Below are 11,568 nucleotides of genomic sequence, written 5' to 3' on the forward strand. Positions count from 1 at the left end.
CGCCAAGCTGCTGGGCCTGCCCATGGGTTGCGATGTCTGCTACACCAACCATGCCGAGGCTGACCAGAACGACATGGACAATCTGCTGACCCTGCTGGGTGTCGCGGGCGTGTCCTTTGTCATCGGCGTGCCGGGTGCCGATGACATCATGCTGAATTACCAGAGCACGTCGTTCCACGACGCGCTCTATGTCCGCGATGTGCTGAACGCGCGCCCCGCGCCGGAATTCGAGGCGTGGCTGGAAACCATGGGCATGCTGGACGCGCGTGGCCGTGTGGCACCGCGCGACCTTGCCACCCTGCCGCTGGCCCGGGCCATCGCCGACCACAGGTTCCTGACGCCATGAACCAGCCGCCGGCCGACGATCCGCTTGCCCGGCTGCGGGCGACCACCCAGGCCCGGATCGGCCTGGGCCGGGCCGGCCATGCCATGCCCACCCGCGCCTGCCTGGATTTCGACCTGGGCCATGCCCGCGCCCGCGACGCCGTGTGGACACCGCTGGATACGGACGCGGTGACAGCGCAGGTGGCTGGCTGGCCGGTGTTCATCGTCCACAGCCGCGCACCCGACCGCGCCACCTATCTGCGCCGCCCCGATCTGGGCCGTGAACTGGCGGAAGAGGTGGACCTGCCGTCCGGCGGCCCGTTCGACCTGTCGATCATCATCGGCGACGGGCTGTCTTCCCGCGCAGCCCAGGCCCATGGCGCCGCCCTGGCGCTGGATCTGTGCCACCGGCTGCCGGGCTGGTCCCTGGCGCCGCTGGTGCTGGCACAGCAGGCGCGCGTGGCGCTGGGCGACCCCATCGCCGCCGCCATGGGTGCGCGCTTCGCCCTGATGCTGATCGGGGAGCGGCCCGGCCTGTCGGCGGCCGACAGTCTGGGCGCCTACCTGACCATCGATCCCCGGCCCGGCCGGATGGACAGCGAGCGTAATTGTGTTTCCAACATCCGCCCGCCACACGGGCTTTCCATCGCGCAGGCCGGCGAAAAGCTGGCCTGGCTGCTGACGGAAGCACGGCGGATCGGCGCCACCGGCATCGCGCTGAAGGATGCCGCCCCCACAAAGGACAGGCCCCATGTTCACCATCAATCCCATGCCGCCGATCCCGCCCGGCCCGTTGCTGGACAAGCTGTTGCAGGTGGAGACGGCGACGGTGGGCCATTTCCGTCATGACGGCTTCATCGATCCCGCCATCCGCCTTGTCCTGCCCTGGGCGCGCATCGCGGGGCCGGCCGTGACCGTGCGCATCGCCGGTCCCGACAGTACCTTGCTGCACCATGCCGTCAGCAGCGCCCGACCCGGTGATGTTCTGGTCATCGATCGGTGCGGGGATACGCGCCATGCCTGCTGGGGCGGGGTGACGACCAACGCGGCGCGGCTGGCCGGCATCGCGGGCATCATCATCGACGGCCCCGCCACCGATTTCGGGGAGATTGTGAAGGCCGGCCTGCCCGTCTGGTGCCGGGGGCCCTCGTCCCTGACGACCAAGTTCCTGCCCCTGGACAGCGCCATGAATGTGCCGGTCAGCGTGGGCGGTGTGACCATCAATCCCGGTGACCTGATCCTGGCCGATGAAAGCGGGGCCATCGTTCTGCCCCCCGGTCAGGCCGAAGAAGCCGCTGACCGGGCCATCGGGCTTCAGGAACGGGAAAAGCAGGTGCTGGCCCGGCTGGCGGCGGGTGAAAGGCTGGCCGATATTTCTGGTGCGTCCGATCTTATCCGGCGGGCAGGTGCGGCGTGACATTTCTGGGCTGGCATCGCTGGATCGGTTTGTTCCTGGGGCTTTTCATCGCAGTCCAGGGGTTGGGGGGCACGCTGCTGCTGTTCCGGCAGCCGCTGAACCACCTGCTGCACCCCGAGGCCTACGCTCCGGCGGCACCAGCCCTGGATGCCAATGTCGATGCCGTGCGGGCCCGTGGCTGCACCATTGCCCGCATCGATCTGCCCGACCTTGCCACGGACCCGCTATTCTTCCACCTGTCCTGCAATGGCGATCCTTTCATGGCGACGGCAGGCGGCGGGCAGGTGCTGCGTCTGGCGCCGCTGGGCGACTGGCCAATGGAATGGCTGTTCCAGTTCCATTACCGGCTGGCCGCCGGCACGGCCGGACAGCAGGCCGTGGGCTGGATCGGGGTGGCGCTGCTGGCACTGTGCCTGACGGGCCTGTGGATGCTGCTGCGGGCCGCCCGGCGGGATGGGTGGCGGGGGCTGTTCCGCCCTGGCTGGCCAGCCGCCCCCCTGCGCCGCTGGCGTGACCTGCATCGCGCTGCCGGGCTGTACCTTGTCCCCGTTCTGGCGCTGCTGTCCCTGACCGGCATCGGCATGGCGTGGAACCCGACCGTGACAGCGGCACTGCCCGTCACCCCGCGCCCCTCGCCCCGGGTGGAGGCGCGACCGGATGTGCCTCTGCTGCCCCTGTCCGTGATCCTGGACAAGACGGCGGGACAGGCGGCCAGCAGCATCCGCCTGCCGGGCGGGCATGGGCGGGTGGTGATGGTCATGCGGGGCCGCGCCGACAGCCCGGATTATGAACAGTTCTGGTACAACGGCTATGACGGCACAATGCTGGGCACCCGCCGCGCGGGGGAGCGGGCGGCGGCCGACCGGTTCATGGACCTGTTCTATCCGCTGCATACGGGCAGCCTGCTGGGACCGGCGGGCACCATCCTGATGCTGCTGGCCGGCCTGTCGCTGCCGGGGTTTCTGGCCACGGGCCTGTTCCTCTGGTCACGGCGCCGGGGGCCGGGGACCTTGCCCATGCTTGTATCAGCCCTGTCGCGGGACGGCACCGGCGTGCTGCATCTCACGCTGCGCCATCGTTTCGGCCTGCCGCTGCCCCGCTTCGGGGCCGGGGACCATGTGGATGTCCATCTGCACAACACTCTGGTCCGGCAATATAGCCTGTGCGGTCGGCCCGGCCGACGCCTGTCCTGGCAGATCGCCGTGCACCTGTCGGATGTCTCGGCGGGCGGGTCGGCCTGGATTCACACCCATCTGAAACCGGGTGCTGCCCTGCGCCTGGGCCGCCCCCGCGCCCATTTTCCGCTGTCATCCGGGAACGGCCCCGTCCTGTTGCTGGCCGGCGGCATCGGCATCACGCCGCTTCTGTCCATGGCTTGGCGCCTGTGGGAACGGGAGCGACCCTTCGCGCTGCTGGTCTGTGCCCGTGACCGGGCCGCCCGGCCTTTGGCCGCCGCCATCGCCGCCACGCCGCTGGCCCCCTTTGTCCGCTGGCATGACAGCGCCACCGACGGGCGCATCGACCTTGCCGCCCTGCTGACGGCACAGGCGCCCGGCACCCATCTTTACACCTGCGGTCCCGATGCCTTCATGCAGGCGGCTCTGGATACAGCGCGCATGTTGGGATGGTCACCCGACCGGCTGCACTGGGAGGCCTTTGCCCCCGCCACCCCCAGCGGCCCGGCCTTCACCGTCCTTGTGGATGGAAAGTCGCTGGCGGTGGCCGAAGGGGAAAGCCTGCTGGACCGGCTGCTGGCCGAAGGTATCGCGCTCACCCATTCCTGCCGCCGGGGCCTGTGCGGGCAATGCGTGGTGACGGTTCGGTCGGGATCGGTGGACCACCGCGATAGCATCCTGACAGGAGAAGACCGCGCCGCCGGCCGCATGACCGCCTGCTGTTCCCGCGCTGCCGATGCCGGCGGCACCTTGCACCTGTCCCTGACGCCCTGACGCCGCCAGACGGCGAAGCCTGTTGACAGGTGATTGATAGTAGCCAATTTTGGCTATATAGATTTCCGCCATGAAGGAGCCTGCGATGCCCCTCCTCCCCGTCGCCTGTGTGCAAAGTAGCGCGACATCCGATCCGCAGCATAATCTGGCCGCCGTCACACCCCTGATCCGTCAGGCGGCGGCGGGCGGAGCCAAGCTGATCTGTCTGCCGGAAGCGTTCGATTATCTGAACCCGTCCTTCGCGGCGCTCAGCGATTATGCCGTGCCGGAGGCAGAGCATCCCGCCCTGATCCTGTTGTCAAAACTGGCGCGGGAATTGTCGGTCTGGCTGCTGGCCGGGTCGGTGTCGGTGAAGCTGGCGGATGGCCGCATGGCCAACCGGTCGGCGCTGATCGGGCCCGACGGCGCCATCAATGCCCGCTATGACAAGATCCACCTGTTCGATGTCGACCTGCCAGACGGGTCGCGCTTCCGCGAAAGCGACTTCTACCGCCCCGGTGATCGGGCCATCGTGGCGGACGGGCCGGACGGGGCACGGATCGGCATGGCCATCTGCTACGATGTGCGTTTCCCGCACCTGCACCGCACCCTGGCGCAGGCGGGGGCGCAGATCATCACCGTACCCGCCGCCTTCAGTTCCATGACGGGCCCCCTGCACTGGGAGGTGCTGTTGCGGGCGCGCGCCATCGAAACCGGCTGTTTTGTGCTGGCCCCGGCGCAGTGCGGCGACAATTACGCCGGCCGCCGGTCACACGGACAAAGCCTGATCATCGATCCCTGGGGCCGCGTCCTGGGCCGGCTGGGCGATGAGCCGGGGGTGCTGTCGGCCAGCCTGGACCTGGAACAGGTCGCCGCCTTCCGTGCCGCCATCCCGTCGCCCGTCACCAACAACCCGTTCCGGATCGGAGCCTGAAACCCATGCAGACCATCACACGCCGCATCGCCCTGCGTGAGGGACACGAGGTCGTGGCCTATCTCCATGGTGAGGGGGACCGCACCCTGTTCCTGGCTAATGGCGGCCCTGGCCTGCCCAACCGCTACTTACGTGAACCGCATCTGCGGCTGGTGGAAAAGGGTTATCGCATTGTGGGCTGGGACCAGTTGGGCTGCGGCGCCAGCGACCGGCCCACCGATCCCGGCCTCTGGACCCTGGAGCGCTATGTCGATGAAGCCGAACAGGTTCGCCGCGCGCTCGACCTGGGGCCGGTGGATTTCCTGGGCCATTCCTGGGGTACCTGGCTCGGCACCGAATATTGCCTCACATATCCCGAGGCGGTGAGGTCCTACATCATCGCCGACGGGGCCTGCGACATCCCGCACCTGGTGTCGGAACTGGACCGGCTGCGCCTGGCCCTGGGGTCGGAAACGGTGACCATGATGGTGGCGCATGAAGCGGCGGGAACCCTCGACCATCCGGAATATCAGGCGGCCGTCACCCTGCTGAACCATCGCCATGTCTGCCGGCTGCGCACCTGGCCCGAGCCGCTGACCGCCTCGCTGGCCGACTGGAACATGGGGCCCTATGTCACCATGCAGGGACCGAATGAATTCACCTATACCGGCAACATGAAGGACTGGAACCGCGTCCCCGCCATGGGGGGCATCAAGGTTCCCTGCCTTGTCCTGGCCGGCAAGTACGACGAACTGACGCCGGCGTGCAGCTTGCGCATGCACATGGCCCTGCCCGACAGCCGTATCCGCATCTTCGACCACAGCTCTCACATGCCCTTCTATGAGGAGCCCGAGGCCTATTTCGCCGAACTGACGGATTTTCTGGAGACAATATCATGAGCGGCCTTCTGCATCTGGGCCCTGTTCCCGTGCGCCCCGACCCCGGCCTGTGGCAGGATTTGCGCGACGTGCCCAGCTCCGTCCTGGCCGACGTGACGCGCGATGTGCGGGCGGCAGGTCATCCACTGGCCATGGTGGCCCCCCGCCCCGGCTTCATCGGCCCGGCGGTGACCGTGGCCGCCGGCAGCCTGGCGCAATGGAAGGCGCTGGACAGCGTGCAGCCCGGCGACGTGCTGGTCATCGCCTGTGACGGCCGGCGCGATTGCGCGGAATTCGGCGCCGTCTTCGCCGCCATCGCCCAGGCGCGCGGTGCCGCCGCCATCATCACCGACGGGCTGCTGCGCGACCGGGCGGAGATCGCGGCGCTCAACATCCCGGTGCTGGCCGCCGGCAGTCACCCGGCGTCGCCCTTTGATCCGTCGCCGGGCCGCGTCAACCTGCCTGTCACCTTGCTGGGCCTGACGGTGCGGCCGGGCGATCTGGTAGCGGGCGATGGGGACGGGATCGCCATCATCCTCGTTGAAAGCCTGGGTAAACTGGCCGACCGCCTGCCTGCCCAGAAAGCCAAGGAGGCGGCGTTGCAGAAGGCGATCGACGATGGCCAGATGCCCGAGGCGCTGGTCGCCGGCCTCGCCCGGATACCGGTACAGCCCCCCCTGATGTAACCAGTCCTTTGCGGCGGAAGGAGGGTATGCTAATATGTTGTGCAGAAATTGGATAATAAATTGGCTACCCCCCAATCATGGCAATGACCAAGGAAAAGCCCGACGGCGCCAGCAGTCTGGTCAGCCGGCTGGAAGCGGATCTACTGGGCGGGGTGTTCCGCCCCGGTGAATGGCTCAAACAGACCGACATCGAAACGAATTACGAGGCACATCGTTTCGATGTCAGAATGGCATTGCTGGACCTGAAGACGCGGCAGTTGCTGGAACATGTGCCCAATCGCGGCTACCGCGTCGCCAGCCTGTCACAGCAGGATCGCGAGGAATTGATCGAGGCACGCACCGTGCTGGAGGTCGCCGCAGCGCGGCGGGTGGTGGAGCGCGCGACGGATGATGATGTGGTCGAACTGGACCAGATCGTTGCGGAGTTCGCCGCCAACATGGAAGATGCGGATCTTCCCCTGCTGCGGGCGCTCAACGCCAAATTCCATGACCGGCTTTATGCCATCTGCGGAAACCGCGTGATGATGGAGGAGATCAAGGCACTGCGCCATCGCGGTCTTCCGGGGGTTCGCGGATGGCGCGCCAGTTCCGCGATCCAACGATCCAACCGCGATCATGCCGATATGGTGGAGATGATCCGCACGCGCAACGCCGACGGTTTGGTTCGCTCCATCGAAAGCCACCTCAATCGCTGGCGGGAGGAGTGATGCCAGTCCGCCGACGGTCAGACCTTCGGCGGATGGGTATGAGCCGGCGAATCCAGGTCCATCTGCGTCGATAAAAGGCAGATGGACCCTGGCGGTAACTGCCGGTCACCGGCGAACTTCACAGCACCTTGAAATAATGGATGCGGTTGGCGCCCGGGATCTTTTCGGCAACGCCGACAAAGACATGCTTGGCCAACCAGTCATAGGGGCCTGCCGGAACGTCGAATTTCGGCGAGACGCGCATGTAATATTCTGAGGAGTCCACCGGTTCGTTGCGGGACATGCGTTCGGCCACTTCCGGTGTATAGGCCCAGCGATAACCCCGGTTCTGGAGATAGATGATGGTGCCATCATCCAGTTCCAGCAGATAGCGCGCATCAAAATCGATCACGCCGTCCGGACGCAGCAACGGCCAGTCGCCGCCACTCATCGGCACGACGCGTCCCTTGATGCCCGGCCCCTCCACCGTGCCATCCGCCGCATAGATGGCGGCACGCGTCGCGCCCATATTGGTGGGGCGCAGCCAGTGCGGCTTGGTCAAGGTGATCCCGATGGAAAAGGCAAATTCGAAACGCGGGGCGAAGGGATGGGGTTCGGTCATGGTGTTTCCTTGTCAAACAGGGTCGCCGTGAACGCGGCGAAAGGTGAAATCATACCGACGGTCGACATGTTTGACCGTCGGTATGGTGCCGAGTGGCGCGGCACCGCTCGTGCGGCAGGCCCGAGCCGTTGGCATGTGAGCGCTGGTATCAGTCGGCGGGAATAACGGGCACCAGCAGGTGTGAATCGTAAGCCCCGCCCGTCTTCACGACATGCTGGCCACGATTGCGCAAATCCTCATGCCGCGCGAAGGCCAGGCCATAGCGGTCCTGATCATAGATGTCGCGCCCCTGAACGGTCAGGCGCAGCCCCTCCCCCGCCGTGAAGCGCACGGATGTGGGCCAGATCTCGATCTCCACCGGCACCGGCGTTCCCGCCGGCAAAGGCATTTCCCGGTCATGGCGGTGAACGGGTTGCCAGGGGGTGGACCTGGCCATGTCCAGTTCCCGATGGGAAGCACGCAGCCAGCCCAGCGCCAGCGGCCCGTCATCGTAGAGCGCATAGAAGGTGAAGGGCACGCGGTTGCCCGACCGGTCAATCTTGTCCAGCCCGACAAACAGGTCCATGTCATCGGCCCCGTCCGCCTGCACCCACAGGCGTAGCTTGAAATGACCGGTCAGCTCCGTTTCCTTATCGAACACCATGTCAAAGGTGGTGCGCCCGGTCATCGCATCGTAACGCGTTTCCGCCTCCCGCGCGGCGGGGGTCGGCGCCAACGTGCCGTTGGCCGCATCCAGGTAAAGCGGCTGGTAGTCGGTGCGTGCCAGCGGCCATGCCGCCTCGTCCCGGAAGGGGCCGTCGCTGCCGGCCTCGCGCACCTGGATACGCACCGGCGGCCATTGCAGGACACCGCTTTCCTGCCCCTTCAGGAACTGGTCGAAGAACCGGCGCTGCAGCTCGACATTTTCCGGCGTGTAATAATGCCGCCACTTCTTCTGGCCATGCACCAGCAGCCATTTCTGGTCCGACGCGATCCGCTTGTACGCCTCCAGCGTGCCGCGCGTGTGCAGGCCGTGATCGGACCAGCTCGCCACAATGAAGGTGGGCAGGTCGATCGCCGCCAGATCCAGTTCCTTGCTGTGCCAATAGGCGTCGATCAAGGGATGGGCCTTCACATTGCCGGCCGTATCCTCGGTGCGTGTCGTGGACCAGTTCAGGCTCATCGTCGCGCGTTCGACAAAGTTGGTCTCGCGAATGCCGCCATGGAAGGCGAATTCCCGATACCAGTCGGAAAACCCTTCCCACGGGTTCAGCGCAGCCAGATGCGGCGGCTTCAGCGGCGCCACCAGATACTGGATACAGGCCAGATAAGAGACACCCGTCATCCCGACCTTGCCATTGCACCAGGGCTGCACGCCCAGCCATTCGATCAGGTCGTAACAATCCTCCCCCTCGCCAATGCCGTTATGGCGAAGCTCCCCTTCGGAAAGCCAGGCACCGCGCGGGTCGGGATAGCAGATGGCATAGCCGTGGCGGCACCAATAGGCGGGGTCGGGCGCCTCGAACGCCGTGTGGCGGGAGTTCCAGCCGTCCTCAATCCCCGCCGGCGGCCAGAGATTGGCGGATTTGCCGTGCTTGCCATAGGGGCTCCAGGCCAGAAGCACGGGCAGGTCCCGCTGTCCGGCATCCCCTTCCGGTCGGTACAGATCGACATAGATCGTCACGCCGTCACGCATTGCCACCGGCAGATTGCGTTCGAAAACCAGCCCATCCTCCACGATCCGCGCATAGTCCTTCGGCGGCAGGGGTGGCTTATAGGGGTTCTTCGCCGGGTCACGGCCCGGTATCATCTTTAATTCGAAACTGTCGGGCATGCCCGTCTCCGTCCCATGTTTTCCGGCCTTATCCGGCGGCTATCCGGTCACGCGGCCGATCATTCATTGATTAATCATCATAATTCAAAATCACCCTCTTGCAAGGGTTGATCGATGATAATATTGATTTCTCAATGAATGACGGGAGGACATCATCATGACGGACGATAATCCGCTGGCCCTGCGGCACGAGCATGTGTTCGACATCCGCATCAATTTCGACCGCCGCTGGATGACGGGGGCGATCCATCAGGGTGGCCCCAACCATGGCTACACCTCGGTCGGAGAGGGATGCACGGTCAGCGGCCCGCGCCTGAACGGCAAGCTGGTGGATCACAGCGGTGCCGACTGGCCCGTGGTCCGTGCCGACGGGGTGGTCGAACTGAACGCGCACTACATGATCCAGGCCGATGACGGGGCGCTGATCTATATCCGCAACCTGGGCTATGTGCATGGTCCCCTGCAACGGCCGGGTTATCCGCCGCTGACATCCTATTTCCGCTGTACCCCTTATTTCCGCGCGCCGGACGGGCCGCATGAATGGCTGAACCGTACCGTGATCGTGGGCGTGGGCCAGCGCCGGCCCAAGGTGAAGCCGGAGGATGATCCCGATCATTCGCTGTTCCGCTATTACGCGGTGCTGTGACCCGTCCGGTGGAGCGGCAGCCATGAACGATATCAGCCAGCGCCAGCGGCTCGACCTTTATGTCGATGCGCTCAACCGTGACGACCTGCCGGGCGTGGCAGCCTGCTACGCCCCGGATCTGCATATGACAGACGATCAGGTGGATTGCCCGTCGGCCGAGGCGGCGATGGCATTCCATCGCCGTGTCGCGCTGCGGCCAGAAATCCTGAACTATGTCGACCGTCCGGGCCGGATCGCGGCGGAGATCAGATGGACCCTGCGGGTGCGGGCCGACGCGCCCGATCACCCCGCCGGCCCCCTGCCAAAGGGAGAGACGCGGAGCTGGGTCAGTTTCACGATCATCGACATGGCCGACGGCCGCTTCACGCGCATCCGGTCGGCCCCGTACAAGGCCGCCCCATGACACAGCCAGCCACAAACCCGGCGGATGCCGCCGCCGCCTTTGCCCGCTATATCGCCGCCTTCAACGCGGGGGACTTCGAAACGGCCTGTTCCTATTATGCCGACGATATCCGCCTGACCATCGGCAATGGCCGCGAACTGCACGGCCGGGCGGAGATTGTGCGTTTCTATACCGGGGTGCGCGCCGTTACCCGGCGCACCATCAATGTACTGGATTGCTTCGCCAGTGAAACGCTGCTGGCCGCCGAACTGGAATCGGAGTTCCTGGCGGTTACCGATGTGCCGGACTTCACCTCCGGCCCGATGCGCCAGGGCGACCGGATGTATATCAACAGCTTCGCCTTCTACACCATCGACCAAGGCCGGTTCAGCCGTATCCGCGCCACCGTTTTCAAGCGGGTGTGGAAGCGCCTTGTCGATCCGTCCTGACGACCGGTGTGTCGCCAAGACGGCATCCATACCCTTACAGGGGCCAAAATGACGGATTTCCAGATCGCGCAACAGGACATGCTGTTCGCCCAGCAAGTTGCCGGTGTGCCGGCGGCGGACCAGGACACGCTCTGTGATCTTCTTCCCCCGGTGGCCCGGCTGGCAGAGACGGAACTGGCGCCGCTTGATCCCGTTGGCGACCGGGTCGGCGCCGCTTTCGCGAACGGTGCCGTAACGATGCCGCCGGGCTTTGTCCAGTTTTACCGCCAATGGGTCGAAGGCGGCTGGAACAATATCGATGTGCCCGAAGGATGGGGCGGTCTGGGCCTGCCCGTATCGGTGGCCGCCCCCGTGATGGAGGCCTGGACATCGGCCTGCATGGCTTTCGGCTTGGCACCCGTGCTGACCCAGGGCGCCATGGAGGTGCTGCTGGCCCACGGCGATGATGCCTTGCGTGCCGCCTGGATGCCCCCGCTGGTGGCCGGCACCTGCATGGCCACCATGGCCCTGACCGAGCCGGCGGCCGGGTCGGATCTGAACCTGATCCGCACGCGGGCGGAAAGCGCCGGCGACGGCCGATACCGCCTGTTCGGACAGAAGATATTCATCACGTATGGCGACCATGACCTGACCGATAACATCCTGCATCTGGTGCTGGCACGCCTGCCCGATGGGCCGCCGGGCAGCCGGGGTCTCTCCCTGTTCCTGGTCCCGAAATGGTTGCCGGATGGGATCGGCGGTAACCAGCGGCGCAATGACGTCCACTGCCTTGGCATCGAGCATAAAATGGGCCTGCACGCATCGCCCACCTGCACCATGGGCTT

The 11,568-nt window shown here is 65.9% G+C and carries 14 protein-coding genes; 12 read left to right on the top strand and 2 right to left on the bottom strand.

The features are described 5' to 3' along the window. The 8 genes from eutB to KBA48_RS29810 all read left to right on the top strand — a co-directional run. Positions 1–346: ethanolamine ammonia-lyase subunit EutB (gene eutB / locus KBA48_RS29775; RefSeq protein ID WP_292912320.1), on the top strand; the 346-nt coding region annotated here is incomplete at its 5' end. Beyond that, entirely contained in the window at positions 343–1,173 is an 831-nt protein-coding gene (gene eutC, locus KBA48_RS29780) for an ethanolamine ammonia-lyase subunit EutC (RefSeq protein ID WP_292912321.1), read from the top strand. The genes eutB and eutC, both read left to right, overlap by 4 nt. Next, positions 1,076–1,741 (top strand): RraA family protein, encoded by a 666-nt coding sequence (locus KBA48_RS29785; RefSeq protein WP_292912322.1) that lies wholly within the window; start codon positions 1,076–1,078, stop codon positions 1,739–1,741. The genes eutC and KBA48_RS29785 overlap by 98 nt, the downstream gene beginning before the upstream one ends. Continuing rightward, positions 1,738–3,690 (top strand): PepSY domain-containing protein, encoded by a 1,953-nt coding sequence (locus KBA48_RS29790; RefSeq protein ID WP_292912323.1) that lies wholly within the window; start codon positions 1,738–1,740, stop codon positions 3,688–3,690. Before KBA48_RS29785 ends, KBA48_RS29790 begins: the two co-directional genes overlap by 4 nt. An 85-nt stretch (positions 3,691–3,775) precedes the next feature. Beyond that, entirely contained in the window at positions 3,776–4,603 is an 828-nt protein-coding gene (locus KBA48_RS29795; protein ID WP_292912324.1) for a carbon-nitrogen hydrolase family protein, read from the top strand. Between the two features lie 5 nt (positions 4,604–4,608). Then, positions 4,609–5,481 (top strand): proline iminopeptidase-family hydrolase, encoded by an 873-nt coding sequence (locus KBA48_RS29800; protein ID WP_292912325.1) that lies wholly within the window; start codon positions 4,609–4,611, stop codon positions 5,479–5,481. Then, positions 5,478–6,146, top strand: coding sequence for an RraA family protein (locus KBA48_RS29805; RefSeq protein ID WP_292912326.1), 669 nt, complete (start codon positions 5,478–5,480; stop codon positions 6,144–6,146). Before KBA48_RS29800 ends, KBA48_RS29805 begins: the two co-directional genes overlap by 4 nt. Positions 6,147–6,223: 77 nt before the next feature. Next, positions 6,224–6,853, top strand: a complete 630-nt coding sequence (locus tag KBA48_RS29810) for a GntR family transcriptional regulator (RefSeq protein ID WP_292912327.1) — start codon at positions 6,224–6,226, stop codon at positions 6,851–6,853. A 118-nt stretch (positions 6,854–6,971) separates the two neighbouring features. On the opposite strand, the gene KBA48_RS29815 is transcribed toward KBA48_RS29810, so the two are convergent. Next, entirely contained in the window at positions 6,972–7,454 is a 483-nt protein-coding gene (locus KBA48_RS29815; protein WP_292912328.1) for a DUF3237 family protein, read from the bottom strand. A 148-nt stretch (positions 7,455–7,602) separates the two neighbouring features. After that, positions 7,603–9,267: a CocE/NonD family hydrolase gene (locus KBA48_RS29820; RefSeq protein ID WP_292912329.1), complete on the bottom strand. Its 1,665-nt coding sequence runs from the start codon at positions 9,265–9,267 to the stop codon at positions 7,603–7,605. A gap of 157 nt (positions 9,268–9,424) precedes the next feature. Here KBA48_RS29820 and KBA48_RS29825 point away from each other — a divergent pair, with 157 nt between their 5' ends. The 4 genes from KBA48_RS29825 to KBA48_RS29840 form a co-directional block, all read left to right on the top strand. Then, complete coding sequence (locus tag KBA48_RS29825) at positions 9,425–9,913, top strand: DUF3237 domain-containing protein (RefSeq protein ID WP_292912330.1); 489 nt, start codon at positions 9,425–9,427, stop codon at positions 9,911–9,913. 22 nt (positions 9,914–9,935) lie between these two features. After that, positions 9,936–10,316: a nuclear transport factor 2 family protein gene (locus KBA48_RS29830; protein WP_292912331.1), complete on the top strand. Its 381-nt coding sequence runs from the start codon at positions 9,936–9,938 to the stop codon at positions 10,314–10,316. Next, positions 10,313–10,744 (top strand): nuclear transport factor 2 family protein, encoded by a 432-nt coding sequence (locus KBA48_RS29835; protein ID WP_292912332.1) that lies wholly within the window; start codon positions 10,313–10,315, stop codon positions 10,742–10,744. Before KBA48_RS29830 ends, KBA48_RS29835 begins: the two co-directional genes overlap by 4 nt. A gap of 48 nt (positions 10,745–10,792) precedes the next feature. Continuing rightward, on the top strand, positions 10,793–11,568 hold a 776-nt coding region (locus KBA48_RS29840; RefSeq protein ID WP_292912333.1), incomplete at its 3' end, for an acyl-CoA dehydrogenase family protein.

The organism is Niveispirillum sp., assembly GCF_017996735.1.
In the GTDB taxonomy this organism is placed as follows: Bacteria; Pseudomonadota; Alphaproteobacteria; order Azospirillales; family Azospirillaceae; genus Niveispirillum.

What these genes read in the sequence shown, in the direction of transcription:
- eutC (WP_292912321.1), top strand. Translation starts at nt 343, where the DNA reads ATGAACCAGCCGCCGGCCGACGATCCGCTTGCCCGGCTGCGGGCGACC.
- KBA48_RS29785 (WP_292912322.1), top strand. Translation starts at nt 1,076, where the DNA reads ATGTTCACCATCAATCCCATGCCGCCGATCCCGCCCGGCCCGTTGCTG.
- KBA48_RS29795 (WP_292912324.1), top strand. Translation starts at nt 3,776, where the DNA reads ATGCCCCTCCTCCCCGTCGCCTGTGTGCAAAGTAGCGCGACATCCGAT.
- KBA48_RS29800 (WP_292912325.1), top strand. Translation starts at nt 4,609, where the DNA reads ATGCAGACCATCACACGCCGCATCGCCCTGCGTGAGGGACACGAGGTC.
- KBA48_RS29805 (WP_292912326.1), top strand. Translation starts at nt 5,478, where the DNA reads ATGAGCGGCCTTCTGCATCTGGGCCCTGTTCCCGTGCGCCCCGACCCC.
- KBA48_RS29810 (WP_292912327.1), top strand. Translation starts at nt 6,224, where the DNA reads ATGGCAATGACCAAGGAAAAGCCCGACGGCGCCAGCAGTCTGGTCAGC.
- KBA48_RS29815 (WP_292912328.1), bottom strand. Translation starts at nt 7,454, where the DNA reads ATGACCGAACCCCATCCCTTCGCCCCGCGTTTCGAATTTGCCTTTTCC.
- KBA48_RS29820 (WP_292912329.1), bottom strand. Translation starts at nt 9,267, where the DNA reads ATGCCCGACAGTTTCGAATTAAAGATGATACCGGGCCGTGACCCGGCG.
- KBA48_RS29825 (WP_292912330.1), top strand. Translation starts at nt 9,425, where the DNA reads ATGACGGACGATAATCCGCTGGCCCTGCGGCACGAGCATGTGTTCGAC.
- KBA48_RS29830 (WP_292912331.1), top strand. Translation starts at nt 9,936, where the DNA reads ATGAACGATATCAGCCAGCGCCAGCGGCTCGACCTTTATGTCGATGCG.
- KBA48_RS29835 (WP_292912332.1), top strand. Translation starts at nt 10,313, where the DNA reads ATGACACAGCCAGCCACAAACCCGGCGGATGCCGCCGCCGCCTTTGCC.